Source organism: Sagittula salina, assembly GCF_017813235.1.
GTDB lineage: Bacteria > Pseudomonadota > Alphaproteobacteria > Rhodobacterales > Rhodobacteraceae > Sagittula > Sagittula salina.
Genome location: NZ_JAGISH010000004.1, coordinates 71,407 through 88,629, shown reverse-complemented (window position 1 = coordinate 88,629; position 17,223 = coordinate 71,407). Strand labels below are relative to the sequence as shown.

Here is a 17,223-nt window from a genome sequence, read left to right as displayed (position 1 = left end):
TCGTTGTCAGTCTCGCTTGCCGGCGAAGCGTTGCTGCCATTCCGCGCGTTCGTCATCCGTGATCTTGCGGAAGGTGACATCAGGCACCGTAAAGGCGTGTCCGGCGGGCAACAGCGTCAATGCGGCGGCGACATCGGTGGGCCAGCTGTCGTCCTCCGTTTGCATCGCTTTGAGCAGGTCTGCGCAGGCATCGGGGATGAAGGGCGCGGAAATGACGGCATAGAGCCGGATCAGGTTCAGCGCGAGCCGGATCTGCATGGCGGCCTGCGCGGGGTCTTCCTTGAGGGTCGACCATGGTGCGACCTCCTGCAGGTATTCATTGCCCAGCACCCAGGCGCCGCGCAGGGCGGCGGCGGCCTTGCGAATCTCGATGGCCTCCATGTGGGCCTCGTATTCGCGCACCTTGGCGGTCAGGTCGGCGATCAGCTGCAGTTCGCGCGGGCCCTGTTCGCCGCCCTGGGGCACCGCCTCGGAGAACTTCGAGCGGCAGAACTTTGTCACGCGGGACGCGAAGTTGCCCAGCACGTCGGCGAGGTCCTTGTTCACGCCATGCTGGAAGTTCTCCCATGTGAATTCGGCGTCGGAGGTCTCCGGCACATTGGCCAGCAGCCACCAGCGCCAGTAGTCCGCGGGCAGGATCTCCAGCGCCTGATCCATGAAGACGCCGCGCCCGCGCGAGGTGCTGAATTGCCCGCCGTCATAGTTCAGGTAGTTGAACGACTTGATGTAGTCGACCAGTTTCCACGGCTCGCCCGAGCCCAGGATCGTGACCGGGAAGGACAGGGTGTGGAAGGGCACGTTGTCCTTGCCCATGAACTGGGTGTAGCGCACGTCGTCAGCGCCCTTGTCGGTGCGCCACCAGCGTTCCCAATCGGTCCCTTTGCCTGCGTCGACCCATTCCTGACCGCAGGCGATGTATTCGATCGGCGCGTCGAACCAGACGTAGAAGACCTTGCCCTCCATCCCGGGCCAGGGGTCGTCGCCTTTCTGCACCGGCACGCCCCAGTCGAGATCGCGGGTGATGCCGCGATCCTGCAGGCCGTCGCCGTCGTTCAGCCATTTCTTCGCGATGGAGGTGGTGAGGATCGGCCAGCCCTCTCGGGTGTCGATCCATTCCTCGATCTGGTCCTTCATCGCGGACTGACGCAGGTACAGGTGCTTTGTCTCGCGCATCTCCAGATCGGTGGAGCCGGAGATCGTCGAATGCGGGTTGATCAGGTCGACGGGATCGAGCTGTTTCGTGCAGTTGTCGCATTGGTCGCCGCGCGCGCTCTCGAAACCGCATGCGGGGCAGGTGCCCTCGATGTAGCGATCCGGCAGAAAGCGTCCGTCGGCCTTGGAATACATCTGGGTTTCAGAGACTTCGCGGATCAGTCCCCGCTCGTCCAGCACCTTGGCGAAATGCTGGGTCAGGCGTTTGTTCTGCTCGGAGGACGACCGCCCGAAGTGATCGAACGACAGGCGGAAGCCCTTTGCGATCTCGGCCTGGACCTCGTGCATCTCGGCGCAATAGTCGGCCACCGGCTTGCCCGCCTTGGCGGCGGCGAGTTCGGCGGGGGTGCCGTGTTCGTCGGTGGCGCAGAGATACAGCACCTCGTGGCCGCGCGCGCGCAGGTAGCGGGCATAGAGGTCGGCCGGAAGCTGGGAACCCACGAGGTTGCCCAGGTGCTTGATGCCGTTGATGTAGGGGATGGCAGAGGTGATGAGATGGCGGGCCATGGCGGGTTCCTTCGCAGGATCTTGGGCAAGGTTTGCCGGAGGGAATAGCCGAGCGGGGCGCGCGGTGCCAGTGGGTAGGTCGGGATTAATCCCGACCTTTCCCGGTGTGCGCTCAGTGCGCGGTGTAGCCGCCATCCACCAGGTGATACGACCCGGTGATGAAGCTTGCCGCGTCCGACAACAGGTAGACGACGAGGGAGGCGACCTCCTCCGGTGTGCCCATTCGGTTCATGGCGTGCTGGCCTTCGAGGAATTTCTGCGCGTCTGCGTCGAGGCTTTGGTCAACCAGTGGCGTATGGATGAACCCCGGCCCGACGGCGTTGACGCGGATATTGTCGGCGGCATGGTCCAGCGCCGCCGTCTTTGTCATGCCGACCAGTCCGTGCTTTGCGGTCACGTAGGCCGCGGCATTGGCGAAACCGACCGAGCCGAGGATCGACGAGATGTTGACGATGGCCCCGCCTCCGGCCGCCTTCATCGCCGGGATGGCGTGGCGGATGCCGTAGAAGACGCCGTTCAGGTTCACGTCGATGACCTGCTTCCAGCCGTCGAGCGGGTATTCCCCGATGGGCACCAGAGGTCCGCCGATGCCCGCGTTGTTCACCAGCAGGTGCAGTCCGCCGGTTTCCCTGACGGCGAAGTCCACCATCGCCGCGACGGAGGCCTGATCGGCGACGTCGACCTCCGCCGTCAGAGCCTTGCCGCCCGCGGCGGTGATTGCCTCGGCCTCGGTGCGGGCGGCGTCGAGGTTGTGGTCCGCCAGGACGACAGTGGCGCCGGAGACCGCCAGTTCGCGGGCGATCGCGGCCCCGATGCCGGAACCGGCGCCCGTCACGATGGCGGTCTTTTCGTCGAAGGTCAGTTGCATGGGATGGTCCTTCCTCTCTGCAATCTTCGTTCGCGCGCTCGTTCGGAGCATAACCAGCGATTGGACGCAGGGGAAGGCTCACTCCTTCGGCGTGCGGAAGCCCTTCAGCAGGCGGCCCACGGCAAAGGTGGTGCGCGGCGTGTAGGTGTAGCGGGTGCGGTGTTCGGCCGGGGGGCGGGCGCGCATGCGGACGACACCGAAGACCACGAGCACCGCGTGACCTGCGGCGATCAGGGTGAAAAGGGCGGCAGGACCGAAGGTCCCGATCAGGACAGAAGCCAGCCAGGGGGCGGCGATGGCCCCGGTGGCGTACCAGAACATCAGCGCGGCAGAGAGCTCTACCCGCCGGTCGTCCTCCGTGTGGTCGTGGGCATGGGCGGCGGCGATGGAATAGATCGGGTAGGTGGTCAGCCCGAAGACCGCCGCCGAGGCCATGATCCCCGCCGGCGACAGGCCGGTGGCCAGCGCGGTGAAGGTGCACGATGCGATGGCCGCGACCGAAAGCCAGATCAGCACGTGGCGCCGGTCAAATCGGTCGGCGATCCAGCCCACCGGCAGCTGCGCCAGCGCGCCGCCCGCCACGAAGGCCGCGAGGAAAAAGGCGATCTGCGAGGGCGGCAGGCCGACCTCGGCGCCATAGAGGGGACCCACCATTCGAAAGGATGCACCCGAAAGCGCCGCGACCAGCACCCCCGCCACGGCCAGCGGCGAGGTGGCCCAGGCCAGCCCCGGCCGCAGGCGCGGGGCGGCGGCCATGACCGGCTGCGGCAGGCGGGTCAGTGCCAGCGGCAGCAGCGCCGCGGTGCAGACCATGGCGAGCAGCGTGTAGCTGATGTAATGCGCCGGTGGCAGGACAGAGATTACCAGCTGCGCCGCGAGCGCGGACCCGAGGTCGGTCAGCCGGTAGGCCCCCATGGCGCGGCCGCGCGTCTCGTTGGTTACCTTGGCCTGCAGCCATGCCTCGATCACCGTGTAGGCGCCTGCGATGCACAGGCCCTGTGCCACCCGCAGGAGCGACCAGAGGGCGGCGCTTTCTGTCAGTACGTGGCCGAGGATGCCCAGCGTGCCAAGCGCGGTGAAGACGGCAAAGGCACGGGCATGGCCGACCTCGCCCATCAGACGCGGCGCCCACCAGCAGCCGATGAAGAACCCCGCGAAATGCGCCGAGCCGAGCAGGCCGATTTCCTGCGTGGAGAACCCCAGCGCCACGCCAGACAGCGCGTCGAGCGGACCGATGCCGCCCGAGGAAAGCTGCAGGAGGACGACGGAGAGGAACAGGGCGGTGAAGGTCAGGGCAAGTCGCATGGCCCCGGCGTAGCGCGCCGGGCGCGGCGGGGCGAGGGAAATGGCGACCCCGGGCGTCGTTTTCGCGCGTTCGTTTCTGGGTGTGGCTTCGCCTCTGGGCGGACCCGGGGCTGGTGTGGTTTGACGGTTGCCAATCTTGAGTCGGACGGGGTGATGCAAAGCCCCGGGGCGCTGCCCCGGACCCCGCGGTATTTGGAAACCAAAGAAGCACGGGCCCGCCAGTTCCGTGGGGGGGGGGCGGAGACTGTTTTCGGGCAGCGGTTGGGTGTGCCGGTTGGGTGGAGCGGATGCCGTGACGGTGTCGGGTGGGGCTGTGGATGCGCCGGGAGGGAGCGGGAGCTTCGGGTTTCGGAACGGGGGGCGTTTTTTTGCGGCGGCGGCCCGGCGCCTTTTGGTTGCGGGTTCTCCCGGTTGGGGTGGTTTGGATCATGGGCTGAAAGCCGGGCGTGGCCTGCGGGTTGAACCGGGCGGCGGCGCGGATGCCCGATGGGTCAGGGGAACTGAATACCCCTGACGGTCGTGGCAGGGGACGACGCGGGCGCTGAGGTCGTGGGGAGGGGGCGCGGCGTGCGGGGTGCCTGCCGGGCGGGGGTGTCCGCGCAGTCGGGGAAGGTTTCGGCGCGGGCGCCGTTCCAGTGCCAGCTGCGCGGCGGCATCATCCGGGCACGCAGGCGGTCGAGACGCCAGCCGGGCCGCTCCGGCGCGTGGCAGGGGGTGCAGCGCCAGCGGGTCTCGATCCCCGGGGCACCGCCGTCGCCCGGGGTCAGGATCAGCCCCAGCGGCGGGGTGGTCCCGGCGGCAGTCCCGGCTTCGGCAGCGAGGTGCAGGCGGCGCACCGGGGTCATGCCCGGCGGGGCGTCGAGCTCTGCCACCACGAGCAGGGCGGCGCCGTCCTTCAGTGCCTCCTCCATGGCCCAGAGCAGGTCGGTGCGGCGGCTGGGCGTGACGAAGAGCAGCCGGCCCGGGTCGAGCTGCGGATCGGCCCCGGCGGCAGGTTTGTAGCCGGGGCCGAGCTGCAGCAGGGCCTGCGCGCAGAGCTGTTCCGTCGTGTGTTCCGGGGCGATCCAGACCAGCGGCCCGCCGATCCGCGCCGCGATCTGCAGCGCCAGCGTGCGGCGTGCGGAGCCGCAAAGTTCATGTACGCGGGAGAGCCGAAAGGCAAGCTCGTCCGGCATTCCCTGATCGAGGACGATGCGGGGCGGCGAGCGATGCGGGGCGCGGGTGGGAAGCGGGTTGTCCTTCATGCGCGGACAGTAGAATGTTCGCCTTTTGTTCTCAAGGGCGATGCGGGTCATGACGTTGCCCGGCGGTAACACCACGCCGGTGGCTTCCTTGCCATTTGCGGGCCACGCCGTATTGTCTGCGCGACGCACGCAACTTGCAGGACATGACAGATGAAGATGAACCCACTGGGCCGCACGGGCCTGATGGTGTCGGAGCTTTGCCTCGGCACGATGACCTTCGGCAACCAGACACCGCCGGAGGATGCCTTTGCCCAGATCGAGCGGGCGCATGACGCTGGCATCAACTTCATGGATACCGCCGAGATGTACCCGGTCAACCCGGTGGCGGCGGAGACCGTGGGCAACACGGAAACGATCCTTGGGGACTGGTTCGAAAAGACCGGGCGGCGCAAGGACTGGATCCTCGCCACGAAGCATTCGGGGGAGGGATCGGTGGCGCGTGGCGGAGAGCTGATCTCGTCGAAGACGATCCGCCCGGTGCTGGAGGCTTCGCTGAAGCGGTTGAAGACGGATCATGTCGACCTCTACCAGTTCCACTGGCCGAACCGGGGCAGTTACATGTTCCGCAAGAACTGGCAGTATGACCCGTCGCAGTCGGGGTGGACGAAGGCGCAGGTGATCGCGGACATGGAGGACTGCCTCGGCGCGCTTCAGGCCGAGGTCGAGCGCGGCACGATCCGCGCCTTCGGCATGTCGAACGAAAGCGCCTGGGGCGCGCGGATGTGGCTCGAGGCGGCGGAGCGTGTCGGCGGGCCACGCATGGCGTCGATCCAGAACGAATATTCGCTGCTGTGCCGCCTCGCGGACACGGACCTGGCGGAGCTGATGGCCTACGAGGACGTGAGCCTGCTGCCGTTCTCGCCGCTGGCGGCGGGGTTCCTGACCGGCAAGTATCAGGGCGGCGCGGTGCCGGAGGGATCGCGCATGTCCATCGTGGAGACCATGGGCGGTCGCCGCACACCCCGCGTCTTCGAGGCGGTGGAGGCCTACCTCGCGGTGGCGCGCGACTTCGGCGTCGATCCTGTCCAGATGGCGGTGGCCTGGTCTGCGCGGCGGCCTTTCGTGGCCTCCTCGATCTTCGGGGCGACCTCGCTGGCGCAGCTCGAGACGATCCTTCCGGCGGCGGAAATGACCCTTTCGGAGGAGCTTCTCGCGGCGCTGGATGAGACCCACAAGGCGCATCCGATGCCCTATTGAAGGCAGGGCGGGGGGCGGCCGAGGAGCCGCCCGCCCGACCCCGCCCGCCCGACCCCGCCCGGTCGGCCCCCGCGCCCGGTGGGGCCCCTCGGGACGTGTCCCAGCGTGGGACATTTTAAGAATACTTTTATTTCAACAAGTTATTGTGAGGCGTTCGGAAAGTTTTAAGAAGTTTCGGTCAATTGGGTGGTGCACTTCGACGCTTGCAGGAGGCCATTCTGGCCGCAGGATGTGTCGGCGATGCCGCACATGCTGCACATGCCGCACATGCTGCACGGGCCGCTCATGCTTCGAGCCGAAGCAGTGCGTGACCGCCGATACCGTTTCAAAACGCTCCACCCTGTGCGCAGAGTCCCAGGTCGAGGGAAACGGTTCTGCGTCGCCGAGACAGCGCCATGTATGTCGGCGTATATCGGCTTTGGCGTGCTATGCTTGAGATATTCCCCCGATGGATGGCCTCTCGACCGTAGCCGGATTTTTACGACGGCATACGCCCTCGCTTTCGATGCTTCGTGCTGCTGCGCCATTCAGCGCGGGGTGACGCGGACCATGGTGCCGGTGAGGCGTGCGGCGTGGACTTCGCGCCCGTCGCGCAGGGCGTAGACATCGGCCTGCGTGACCAGCATCCGGCGGCCGGGGCGCAGGACGGTGCCGCGCGCGATCAGGCGATCTCCGATGGCGGGGGAGAGGTAGTGGATGGTCATGTCAGAAGTCACCACGTCGTCGGGCGCCTCGACCAGTGTCAGCGCGGAGAAGCCCGCCGCGCTGTCGGCGATGGAGAAGCCAACGCCACCATGGGCAAAGCCCTGCTGCTGGGTCAACGCGGGTCCGAGCGGCACGGAGATATGCACCGCGCCGGGGGCGACATGGTCGAGCGTGGCGCCCATGGTCTGCAGGAAACCCTGCGCAAGGAAGCTGTCGCGGATGCGGGTGTCGAGTGTCATGGCGCGCAAGGGAGCCGCGTGCGGCGGCTTTGTCAAGCGGGCCGTCGGGCGCGTGGTCGGGGGGGGCCTGCCGCGCCGGGCATGGGGATCGCCATCGGCCGCGGGCCGGTGAGAATGGCGCGCGCGTCCCGCGCCATCAGCCCCGAGAGCGGCGCGCGGTCGCAGGACAGCCCCCCGGTGTAGGTTCCGTAGGCGGGCAGGATCAGCCGGTCCGCATCATAGAGGAAACAGGGCCGCGACAGGGTGGTGCCCTTTGTGCGCAGCCGGGCCTTTGGGTGATAGTGGCCCGAGACCTCCGCCACGGCGCCGGTCGCGATGTGCCGGAAGGTGAGTGGGCCGAGGGTGATCTCTGCCCTGTGCTCTCCGCCCAGGGTCAGGGGGCCGGGGTCGTGGTTGCCTTCGATCCAGGTCCAGCGCAGCCCGGCCTGAAGGCGGGTAAGCCAGAGCAGGTCGTCTTCGGGCAGGCAGGACTCGAGGCCGGGGAAATCGAAGCTGTCGCCGAGGCAGACAACATGCGTCGCGCCGGTAAAGCCGAGGTCGGCGTCGAGCCGTTCCAGCGTGGCGCGGACTTCGTAGGGGGGGAGTTGCGCGCCGCCATGGGCCGATAGCCGGGCGGATTTGCCAAGGTGCAGGTCGGAGACCGTGAGCAGCCCCGCCTCCGGCCAGAACAGCGCACCCGAGGGAAGCGCCCGCAGCGCGATGCCGTGAAAGGAAAATTCGTGCGTGTTCATGCTTCGTTTCTGACACCGGGCGGGGCGGCCGGCAAGGGGGGGGCGGATCACGGGTTCTTGAGTAAAATTGTTGCTATTTTTCAGAGGGTTGTATGCGCGGTCGGCGCGGTTTCCTTCGTCCGGTCCGGCGACGGTGGCAAGGATTTCTTTACCGGCGAGAACTAGCGTCTGACTTATCGGTTCAACCGGGGAGGCGGCGATGATTGCGAAAGGCGGGAAGCGGCCATGGCCATGATCCACATATGATGACCTTTGACACAGTCGCGCTGGCCTTTGGCGTGACCCCGGTGCCCATGCTGCTGGCGGACGGCGAGGGGCTGGTCCGGCTGACCAACGCCGAGTTCGACAGCCTGTTCGGCTACGAGGCGGGCGCGCTGGTGGGGCAACCGGTGGAGGTGCTCCTGCCCCGGGCCATGAAGGAGGCGCACGTCGGCCTGAGGGAGGCCTTTGCCGTGCTTCCGGCGAAACGGCGCATGGGCGCGGGGCGAACGGTGGCGGGCGTGACCCGCTCCGGGGAGGCCCTGCCGCTGGAACTGGCGCTGGAACCGGTGACGGTGGACGGGACCTCCATGACGATCGTCACGGCGGTGGACGCGCGGGCGCAACTGCGCAACCGGGCGCGCATCCGGGCGATCATGGACGCGGCCTCCTGCACCATGCTGGTGGTCGACGAGGAAGGCCGTATCGAGTTTGTGAACCAGGCGGTGGAGGCGCTGGTCGGGTATCGCCCGGAGGACCTTCTGGGCCAGACGGTCGAGGTGTTGATCCCCGAACAGCTGCGCACCGCGCACCGGGTCTACCGGCGCAGCTTCTCCAGTCTAGGCGAGGGGCGGGCCATGGCGCGCGGGCGGATGGTGTCCGCGCTGCATCGGGACGGCCACGCGGTCGCGGTGGAGGGCGTGCTGAACCGGGTGGAGGTGGACGGCGCGCCGCGCGTGGTGGTGACCCTGGTCGACCTGACCGAACGCGTGGCGGCGGAGCAGGCCATGTCCGCCCGCGCGCTGGAGCTGGAGCGTCTGAACGCCGACCTGTGGGAATTCTCGCGCAGTATCAGCCACGACCTGAAGGCGCCGCTGGTCTCCGTTTCAGGGCTGCTGACGCTCTGCGTGGAGGATCTGGAAGCAGGCGAACATGGCGAACTGGCGGCGACGCTGGCCCGCGCAAAGGAGATCGCGGAAAACAGCGCCGCCGAGATCGAGGAGGTCCTGCGCTTGACGCTGGCTCCGGGGGTAGAAGGGCCGCAGGTGGGCGTGGCGCTGCGGGACATGGTCGCGGAACTCTGGGAACACCTGGCCGCGGGGCTGTCCGGGGTCCAGCTGCGGCCCACGGTGCCGAGCGACCTGACCCTGATGACGGAGGCGCCCGTACTGCGCAGCATCCTGCGCAACCTCCTGTCGAATGCAATCCAGTTCCGCGACATGTCCAAGCCGGAGCTGGAGGTGCGCATCGGCGCACGCGAGGCGGGCGACCATCTGGAGCTGATGATCATCGACAACGGGATCGGTATACCGGCTGACTTCCTGCCGCATATCTTCGATCTTTTCGCCCGGCGCGGGGACCGGGGCGGTTCCGGGGTGGGGCTGAACCTCGCGCGGCGGAACGTGGAACGGCTGGGCGGCGAGATCGCCGTATCCAGCGAACTGGGGCAGGGCACGGAGTTCACCGTGTCGCTGCCCCTCAACCAGGAGCAAGTGAAATGACCCAAGCGTATATCGTTGATGATCGCGAGGTCGACCGTTACACCGCGCGGCGGCGTCTGGCGAAGTCGGGGCGCTTTACGGCGGTGCATGAGGCCGAGGACGGGCGGGACTTCCTCGACAAGCTCTATGGCGCGGTACGGACGGACGGCGAAAAGGGCCCGCTTGTGTTGATGGATATCAGGATGCCGCTGATGGATGGTTTCGAGACAGCGGAGGCGCTGCGCGAGAAACTGGTCGAACACGGCTGGCCCAAAGATGTGGTCGTGGTCATCGTCTCGTCGTCCGGGGCGCCGATGGACCGGCAGCGCGCAATGAAGACGCCGTTGGTGCGTGGCTACTTCGAAAAACCGCTGCGCGGTCATGACGTGGAGGAGATGCTCAAGCTGCTGGATGCGGCCTGAGCGGGTGGCCATGCGGCCCAGCCCCGGACGGTGATATCGGCCGGGTTTGGTTGAGGTTCCCGGCTGAGGATTCTGCCGTCAATTCTGGTGCGACTTCCGGCGGCGCATTCAGGTTCCTTGATCGCGGAGCTTCATCCCGCCGCTTCGTTCAGACCCGGCCCAAAATCCCGGCCTCGTACCCCAAGCCGTTCCCCGAGGCACGCCGGGAAATGCGAAGGCGCACCTTCGCTGACCGGGGCGACAGCGTCACCTTGCCGCAGCAGAGATTGCCCAGCGGAACGGGGGCGTAGGGTCGAGGCAAACGACCGGGACCGTCGGGCAGGGCCATCGGATCGAAGCAGGCAGCCGGGCTCATCGGGTGGTCCCATCCGATGGCAGGACCAGCGGCATCGGGCGCTCCCCTCGGATCGAGGGAAGTGACGGCCCCCATCGGATGGAAGGAAGCGACCGGGGAGCACTGCCGCCCGACCGGGGCCGTGTGTACCCCGTGTCGGGACCGCTGCGGCGCGGGCGATCAGCGCGGCTCCGGTCGGGATGTGACCTCTGCGAGGCCGCTTTCGGTCAACAAGCGGGTGACCTCTTCTTCCAGCAGGCGCTCTTCGGCGGAACCGTTCACCGGAACCCGGCCCGGTTCGAGGAAGAGCGGCGCGGCTAGCGGCGTCACCCGATCGAGGCGGACGTGATCGATGCGACCTCCCACTCTCGCGCACATTTCCCGAATTCGGGAAAAGTCTACCAGCCCGCGCATGGCTTCCTCATGGGTGATCCGCAGCATCAGGTGGTCGGGGTCGTATTTCAGCAATGTATCGTAGAGGATGTCGGATGACATGGTGGCCTGCCGCCCGGTCTTGCGCTGACCGCCGTGCTGGCGTTCGATCAGCCCGGCGATTGTGGCGCAGGCGCGGAAGGTGCGCTTCATCACGGCGTTGCCCGCAAGCCATGTGCCGAGGCCGTTCTCCAGCGCGCGCACGTCGAACAGCGGCACCGGGTCGGTGACCGCGTCCAGCCCCCAGATCAGCGTGGCGTAATCGGTAGCGACAAAACCCATGGGGGCGAGGCCCATCTCCTCCATCCGCTTGGTCAGCAGCAGGCCGAGCGTCTGCATCGCGTTCCTGCCCGCGAACCCGTAGACCACGAATTGCTGCCGCCCGTCATGCGGGAAGCTTTCCACCAGCAGGCGGCCCGGTTCGGGCAGGCGTGAACGCTCGCGCTGCAGGGCCAGCCATTGCGCGGTGTGGGCGGGCAGGCCGGGCCATGTCTCCTGCTGGAAAAGCCGCAGGATGCGGTCCGACAACTGCGTCGACGTGGCGAACTTCGTCCCCATGAAGGTGGCGATCTTCGGTTTTCGATGCGCATCGCGGGAAACTTCGACGGTGAGTTCGCGCAGGCCCTCGTAACGCACGATCTGTCCGCCGATGAGGAAGGTGTCGCCCTTTGTCAGGGAGGCGGCAAAGCCTTCCTCGATCTCGCCCAGCGGCGCGCCGCCGCGCCCCTTCCAACGTACCTTCAGCGTGTCGGTGTCCTGGATCGTGCCGATATTCTGACGGATGCGGAGCGTGCCGCGCGGGTCGCGCAGCTGCCACAACCCGTCCGGGCGCTGCATCAGGCGCCGCCACTGGTCGTAGGCGCGCAGGGCATAGCCGCCGGTGGCGCAGAAATCGAGGCAGTCGTCGAACTCCGCCCGCGTCAGCCCGCGATAGGACCCGGCGGCGGACATCTCGGCGTAGAGGTCGCTCGCGTCGAAGGGCCCGGCGGCGGCGGCGATCAGGATGTGCTGGCAGAGCACGTCGCGCGGCCCCGGCCCGCGTGGCTCGCCGTCGAGGGCGTGCGCCTTCACCGCCTCCAGCGCGGCGACGCATTCGACGACCTCGAAGCGGTTGGCGGGCACCAGCAGCGCCTTTGACGGCGCGTTGTAGCGGTGGTTGGCGCGGCCGATGCGCTGCACCAGCCGCTTGACGTTCTTCGGGGCGCCGACCTGGATCACCAGGTCGACGTCGCCCCAGTCGATCCCGAGGTCGAGCGAGCCGGTACAGACAATGGCGCGCAGGCGGCCGTCAACCATGGCCTGTTCGACCTTCTGGCGCTGGCCCCGGTCGAGTGAGCCGTGGTGGATGCCGATGGGCAGGGCGTCCTCGTTGGCGAGCCAGAGGTTGTGAAAGAAGATTTCCGCCTGCGCGCGGGTGTTGTGAAAGATCAGCGTCGTGCGGTGTTGCCGGACCTGTTCGAGCACGGCGGGAATGGCGTAGGCGGCGCCGCCGCCGGACCATGGCGGCGGGGTGTCCGTCGCCAACATGCGAATGTCCGGATCGGGGCCGGGGTCGGCCTGCAGGATCTGGGTTTCCGTCTCGCCGCAGGACATGAACCGGGCGATGGCGGCGGGGTCCTCGACGGTGGCGGACAGGCCAACGCGGCGGAGGCCGGGCGCGAGGGTCTGCAACCGCGCCAGCGCCAGCATGAGCTGGTCGCCGCGCTTCGATTCCGCCAGCGCGTGGATCTCGTCTATCACGACGCGCTCGACCCCTGCGAACGTCCGCGCGGCATCCTCGTAGGAGGTCAGCAGCGCAAGCGACTCCGGTGTGGTCAGCAGGATGTTCGGCGGGGCCGCGCGCTGGCGGCGCTTCCTGGCGTGGCTGGTGTCGCCGGTTCGGTCCTCCACCGTGATCGGCAGGCCCGCCTCCTCGATGGGGATCAACAGGTTGCGGCGGATGTCGGCGGCAAGCGCCTTCAGCGGCGAGATATAGAGCGTGTGCAATCCGTCGCGCGGCTCGGCGGCAAGTTCGGCGAGCGTGGGCAGGAAGCCGGACAGCGTCTTGCCGCCGCCGGTCGGGGCGATCAGCAGCAGGGAGGGCAGGGCGGCGCGCTCCAGCATGGCGCGCTGGTGCGGGTGCAGCTGCCAGCCACGGGCGTCGAACCAGTCCTGAAGGGGGGCGGGCAAGCGGGTCATCTGCCAGAGATAGGACGCCAGCGGGCCGGGCAACAGAGGCAGAGCCGATGCCTGCGAAAAGGCAGCGCATCTGCTGAAAATCTCGGTCCGCAGCCGTTTCGCCACACCATATGCTTCTTTGGTTCGGAAATACCGCGGGGGGCGCCGCAGGCGGGGGGGCGGAGCCCCAGCCGTTCTGGTTTGTATGGTTGATGTTGATCATCATCCCCCGGTAGAGGCGGGGGGGAAGGAAACTGCTATTGGAGCGACTTAATCCTTCAGCCATTTATTATAAAATGCAGTTGCTTAATTTTGATAATAGCGATGAACGTGTTCCGCATCCTTCTGTTCCTCGCCCTTAGAAAGCGCAACCCGTTGGGCATAGTGGCGACCACTTTCTGACAAGCCTGCATGATATGCCGGGGCACATCCTCTTTCTTAGATCGCAATTTCTGTATGTAGACACCGGTCATCAATAAGGTCTGCGTTTATCTGACTTTCCGTAAGTCTCAATCTGCGCCAACCATAATGCCTCTGGAAGTGGCTTACCCCAGTGTTTGTCGAGAACAATATTCACCATGCTCTCAGCTTAAAACGGCAAGACGGGAAAAGAGTCCCAATATATGCGCGAGCATTTCCAAATGTGAAACGTGCAGCAAGTTCGTGCCAGGATACACACGCATTATTTATGACAATCGGCGTTCCGTTTTCAGCAAGTGAGGTTGGCATCGGAATGAAATTATTGTCGAACATCGCCATTGCCGCCGATAACTTAACCCTATCCAGAGGTTCTTTGTGCACTGGCTCAAAATGGCTATGTCTGAAAATCGTGTTGGCGGTGGATCAATTCAGGCCAGTATCGCCCTGAATGCTTCTACGGCATCGCCTTTGCGGCGCGCCACCATCCATCGGGCATAGCCCGCGAGATACTTCGTCGCCGGACCTCGGAATGGTGTGCGGAAGTCGCTCTTCCACTCAGCATGCAGTCCATTCACTGAGTTCAGATGAAACGCCTTCGGCGTGGTTCTGCTGCGCCTGCCGGCGATAAGAACCTTGTATGAGAGGCCGCGGGCTCGGGCGATCGCCTCATACTGCGGAGCCCCGTCAAAAAGCATCATCGCATCGCCTGCCACTTGGGGCGCGAGAGCCGCGTCGATTGTCGGCTGCTTCGTGTCTGCGATGAGCTGGAAGCTCGCCGCGCCAGTCCGATCGACAACTCCCAGAATCGGAAGGAGCCATTGCCGGACGATCGCCTGCGGCGGCCCCTTGCGGCCATAATCTTTCCAGCGTCGGCGAGGTGGTGTCGGGATGCTGGGGTCGTTCGGGTTTGCCGCCTTTCGGACCCATTCGCGCGACCCCTTCCGGCTCTCCCTCTGGTATGTCTCATCTGTCTCCACGATCCCCGTCATCACCTCCGGTGGCACAGAAGCCAGATGTTCAAGGATGACCATCCGCCAGCGCCACACCGTGTCCTTGGACAGTCCGAGGCGGTGCGCCATCTTGCGGCACGAGAGCGGCGTCTCGTTCGGGTCGAGCATATTTCGCATCAGTTCGATGAACAGGCCAGGCCGGTGAATGTGCGCCACGGGCGAGCCCGTTCGCCCGCTCCAGGTCTTCTGGCAAGTCCTGCAGCGCTAGCGGCGCGCCCCGGTGCGTGTCGTCCCCCACGATGACCGTTCGGAGCTGGCGCAGCGCGGGCAGGCGCGCTCCGCCGCGGCTGCGTCGATCTCCACCACCGCTTCCGCGCGCCTTCGTGCCGTCGCCAATGCGACTTCGGCCTCGGCGATCTTCCGGGGAGGCAAGTTGGCGATCGACGACAAGAGGGCGTCGATGACGAACCGAGGGGTGTAGTGCATGCTGTGGGATCTCCGTCTGTGCGCGGAGAGACAATCTTGGCCGATTACGGCAAAAGCGAAGCAACACCAACACGATTTTCAGACATAGCCCTCAAAATCATCTCTGTTGGACCGCTCTACATAATCCTTAATGGCGCTGCCGACATAGAGATCAGCCTTAGCCACGGGATCGTTCCAATCGACGCCATCAAGCGACTGAAAATAACTAAACTGCATCACTCTGAACGGATTATTATCGTCAGTGCGCCCGATACCGATTGCGATGTCTACTATTAGACGGCGGTCGAAACCTTCACTGTCAGTGAACTCATACGTCCAGCGCCAGCCGTCAGCATCGCCACAGTGTGTCGCGAACAATAACATGTCATATGGAAAGTGATCGACCATATCTGAAATGGAGTTGACTTCTGCGCCCTTCCCACGATATCCACGGACGAAAACCCGTTTCTTAGACAAAACCTTTGCGGCAGCATCAATCTCTGGCGCCGGAGTTTTCTCAGGGTCCACCAAAACTGCTACATTTACACCTCTGCTGCCGCTCTGTTCGGCCGCAAATCCATTCATGACAGAAACTCCGCAATCGGGGCAATTGAAAATGTGTGTTGAAGGATGGGAAGGATACCCTATGCCAAATGGAATTTTTTTGTAAAAAATGTTAGAGATGTCCCGTGGGGAAATTCGACACTGCCACATAGATTAAAGAGGTCAGTTTGCAGGCTCAGGCGCTGTTCCCCGTTTTCAGACGAATAAAGCTGTTCAAGGATCTGCTCCGTCAACTCAGCATTGACCTTGGGGATAATTGTGAGCGAGGCTCCAAGTGAATAAGCGTAGTTCGCGGCGATTATTTCCGAGGTCTTATTACCTGCTTCACACACGACGTGGCGCTTGCTCTCGCCGCCGGTTGTAGTCATTGTCGGGCCATTATCTTCAAAGTCGATAAGGCGTCCTTCATAAAGTGCTTTAAGGAGGCAAACTCCAATGTTTTCGCGCCCCCATTTGAGGCACTCATTGTTGAGAACTGCCTCCGACGCAAGACCTTCAACGTCTGCATACCCACGTAAATGAACAATGCCATTTGGAAACTTATCCGACATGGCCTTAACTTGATCGTCCGAGAGACCGGATAAGATTACATCGTTTGCATTGATCCCAGCGAGAGCGTTGTTCCGACGCACTATCTCGGCTTGACCATCTGGACGCGTCAACCTCGGTCCGTCCATAACCGACAGATAATGAAATCGCTCAGCAACGGCAGAGGTCAGTTGAGCCGCCAAATAAGCATCATCTGAGATGATAGCGGTATTCATCAATTTTGGCGCGCGAAGTGTCATGGCTGGCTGGTTTCCTGAATTCGTATGACTATATCGACTATCTTGGTTGTTTCGCGTCGCACCCGAAGAACATGTCATAGATAAAATATGGGTTCTCTCAGATGTCATATCGGGGAAACATAGTGAATTTTCTGGAGTTAAGGTGAACGATCTATTTACGAGAAAGACAGCACATCGCGAACATACACCAACCCCTTAGCTGTCCCTATTTTCATTGCAGGCGTTTGACGTCCGACCTTCGGCTTCCCGCTCTCCGCCGACTCTGGGAGCATATAGTTATAATAAAATCGAAAAAATCGTGGCGACCTTTTCAATCATTCGCGGATCATAGAAGGCGTTCACATATCAAGTTGTTTCGCCAGAAGTTGGTCGCGCGCCTCGATCAAACGCTTTGATGCGCCTGCGAACCAGAGCAAAATACTTATCAACCGGTGCCATTGATGATCTCGAAAGAAGGATGGCAAGATCGCCAAAAAAAAGATCCCCGCGATCCGTCAGAAGTCGGACGACCTGTTCTGGTTCCTCCTTCCGATGGTATTTCCACTCGTAACCATTGTTTGCGAGGTCTTGCCCTCTTTGGTCGAATAGGACGCGCCATACTTTGCAAGCAGGCGAGCGGCTACGAGGCGAGTCATGTCCGTTTCCAGACCGTAGGTTGATCCGGCAGTATCCATCAGCTTTTGATGAGCAGAAACATCTAATTGTCTTAACGCTTCTCCTTCATTGGTCAGAGTCACACGCTTCCTGTTTCCCAGTCCCTTCGTGAAACGAACATCGGCAACATGCGTCTTCCCAGAGATCACGTCGTTGGCAAATAGCATATTGGCTATATGTGCGAGGCCGCTGTCGCCATCCACACAAAGAAGCAACTGCCGATATTCGAAGCCAATCAACTTTTCCCGCTTATCCACCAGAAAAAGCAAAGAATGCGACCCGCATAATGGATGCCGTCGGCTGAACGCCGGCGACACGGACTTCTTGTCAGACCTGAGTTTATCTTCCAT

15 protein-coding genes are annotated in these 17,223 nt (G+C 64.2%); 3 read left to right on the top strand and 12 right to left on the bottom strand.

Annotation, left to right across the window (positions count from 1 at the left end; translation table 11 throughout):
• Positions 1–6: 6 nt before the first annotated feature.
• The 4 genes from metG to J5474_RS08650 all read right to left on the bottom strand — a co-directional run bounded on the left by metG (position 7) and on the right by J5474_RS08650 (position 5,187).
• On the bottom strand, positions 7–1,719 hold the full coding sequence (gene metG / locus J5474_RS08665) for a methionine--tRNA ligase (protein WP_209360482.1): 1,713 nt from the start codon (positions 1,717–1,719) through the stop codon (positions 7–9).
• Between the two features lie 112 nt (positions 1,720–1,831).
• Positions 1,832–2,587, bottom strand: coding sequence for an SDR family NAD(P)-dependent oxidoreductase (locus J5474_RS08660; RefSeq protein ID WP_209360480.1), 756 nt, complete (start codon positions 2,585–2,587; stop codon positions 1,832–1,834).
• Positions 2,588–2,665: 78 nt separating this feature from the next.
• Positions 2,666–3,892, bottom strand: a complete 1,227-nt coding sequence (locus tag J5474_RS08655; RefSeq protein ID WP_209360479.1) for an MFS transporter — start codon at positions 3,890–3,892, stop codon at positions 2,666–2,668.
• Between the two features lie 491 nt (positions 3,893–4,383).
• Positions 4,384–5,187 (bottom strand): ImuA family protein, encoded by an 804-nt coding sequence (locus J5474_RS08650; RefSeq protein WP_209360477.1) that lies wholly within the window; start codon positions 5,185–5,187, stop codon positions 4,384–4,386.
• Positions 5,188–5,286: 99 nt separating this feature from the next.
• On the opposite strand from J5474_RS08650, the gene J5474_RS08645 reads away from it, so the two are divergent.
• Positions 5,287–6,333, top strand: coding sequence for an aldo/keto reductase (locus J5474_RS08645; RefSeq protein WP_209360475.1), 1,047 nt, complete (start codon positions 5,287–5,289; stop codon positions 6,331–6,333).
• Positions 6,334–6,860: 527 nt separating this feature from the next.
• On the opposite strand, the gene J5474_RS08640 is transcribed toward J5474_RS08645, so the two are convergent.
• Positions 6,861–7,313, bottom strand: a complete 453-nt coding sequence (locus tag J5474_RS08640; RefSeq protein ID WP_342454017.1) for a PaaI family thioesterase — start codon at positions 7,311–7,313, stop codon at positions 6,861–6,863.
• Positions 7,310–8,008: a ligase-associated DNA damage response endonuclease PdeM gene (pdeM, locus tag J5474_RS08635; protein WP_209360474.1), complete on the bottom strand. Its 699-nt coding sequence runs from the start codon at positions 8,006–8,008 to the stop codon at positions 7,310–7,312. The genes J5474_RS08640 and pdeM overlap by 4 nt, the downstream gene beginning before the upstream one ends.
• Before the next feature lie 242 nt (positions 8,009–8,250).
• On the opposite strand from pdeM, the gene J5474_RS08630 reads away from it, so the two are divergent.
• Complete coding sequence (locus tag J5474_RS08630; protein WP_209360472.1) at positions 8,251–9,708, top strand: sensor histidine kinase; 1,458 nt, start codon at positions 8,251–8,253, stop codon at positions 9,706–9,708.
• Entirely contained in the window at positions 9,705–10,109 is a 405-nt protein-coding gene (locus J5474_RS08625; protein ID WP_209360470.1) for a response regulator transcription factor, read from the top strand. The genes J5474_RS08630 and J5474_RS08625 overlap by 4 nt, the downstream gene beginning before the upstream one ends.
• 514 nt (positions 10,110–10,623) lie before the next feature.
• Here J5474_RS08625 and J5474_RS08620 read toward each other — a convergent pair.
• The 6 genes from J5474_RS08620 to J5474_RS08595 form a co-directional block, all read right to left on the bottom strand.
• Positions 10,624–13,053 (bottom strand): ligase-associated DNA damage response DEXH box helicase, encoded by a 2,430-nt coding sequence (locus J5474_RS08620; protein ID WP_209360722.1) that lies wholly within the window; start codon positions 13,051–13,053, stop codon positions 10,624–10,626.
• Between the two features lie 827 nt (positions 13,054–13,880).
• On the bottom strand, positions 13,881–14,618 hold the full coding sequence (locus J5474_RS08615; protein WP_209360469.1) for an IS1595 family transposase: 738 nt from the start codon (positions 14,616–14,618) through the stop codon (positions 13,881–13,883).
• A 48-nt stretch (positions 14,619–14,666) separates the two neighbouring features.
• Entirely contained in the window at positions 14,667–14,888 is a 222-nt protein-coding gene (locus J5474_RS08610; protein WP_209360467.1) for a hypothetical protein, read from the bottom strand.
• A 78-nt stretch (positions 14,889–14,966) separates the two neighbouring features.
• The gene (locus tag J5474_RS08605) at positions 14,967–15,452 is read right to left on the bottom strand and encodes a hypothetical protein (protein WP_209360466.1); all 486 of its coding nucleotides are present in this window, start codon (positions 15,450–15,452) and stop codon (positions 14,967–14,969) included.
• A 59-nt stretch (positions 15,453–15,511) separates the two neighbouring features.
• Positions 15,512–16,219 carry a hypothetical protein gene (locus J5474_RS08600; protein ID WP_209360464.1) on the bottom strand — a complete coding sequence of 236 codons (708 nt, stop codon included), beginning with the start codon at positions 16,217–16,219 and terminating at the stop codon, positions 15,512–15,514.
• Between the two features lie 494 nt (positions 16,220–16,713).
• The gene (locus J5474_RS08595; protein ID WP_209360462.1) at positions 16,714–17,223 is read right to left on the bottom strand and encodes a hypothetical protein; all 510 of its coding nucleotides are present in this window, start codon (positions 17,221–17,223) and stop codon (positions 16,714–16,716) included.

Bases quoted from the DNA above. Each gene is read 5' to 3' on its own strand.
- metG (WP_209360482.1), bottom strand. From the start codon at position 1,719: ATGGCCCGCCATCTCATCACCTCTGCCATCCCCTACATCAACGGCATC.
- J5474_RS08660 (WP_209360480.1), bottom strand. From the start codon at position 2,587: ATGCAACTGACCTTCGACGAAAAGACCGCCATCGTGACGGGCGCCGGT.
- J5474_RS08655 (WP_209360479.1), bottom strand. From the start codon at position 3,892: ATGCGACTTGCCCTGACCTTCACCGCCCTGTTCCTCTCCGTCGTCCTC.
- J5474_RS08650 (WP_209360477.1), bottom strand. From the start codon at position 5,187: ATGACCCGCATCGCCCTTGAGAACAAAAGGCGAACATTCTACTGTCCG.
- J5474_RS08645 (WP_209360475.1), top strand. From the start codon at position 5,287: ATGAAGATGAACCCACTGGGCCGCACGGGCCTGATGGTGTCGGAGCTT.
- pdeM (WP_209360474.1), bottom strand. From the start codon at position 8,008: ATGAACACGCACGAATTTTCCTTTCACGGCATCGCGCTGCGGGCGCTT.
- J5474_RS08630 (WP_209360472.1), top strand. From the start codon at position 8,251: ATGATGACCTTTGACACAGTCGCGCTGGCCTTTGGCGTGACCCCGGTG.
- J5474_RS08625 (WP_209360470.1), top strand. From the start codon at position 9,705: ATGACCCAAGCGTATATCGTTGATGATCGCGAGGTCGACCGTTACACC.
- J5474_RS08620 (WP_209360722.1), bottom strand. From the start codon at position 13,053: ATGACCCGCTTGCCCGCCCCCCTTCAGGACTGGTTCGACGCCCGTGGC.
- J5474_RS08610 (WP_209360467.1), bottom strand. From the start codon at position 14,888: ATGCACTACACCCCTCGGTTCGTCATCGACGCCCTCTTGTCGTCGATC.
- J5474_RS08605 (WP_209360466.1), bottom strand. From the start codon at position 15,452: ATGAATGGATTTGCGGCCGAACAGAGCGGCAGCAGAGGTGTAAATGTA.
- J5474_RS08600 (WP_209360464.1), bottom strand. From the start codon at position 16,219: ATGACACTTCGCGCGCCAAAATTGATGAATACCGCTATCATCTCAGAT.
- J5474_RS08595 (WP_209360462.1), bottom strand. From the start codon at position 17,223: ATGGAAGATAAACTCAGGTCTGACAAGAAGTCCGTGTCGCCGGCGTTC.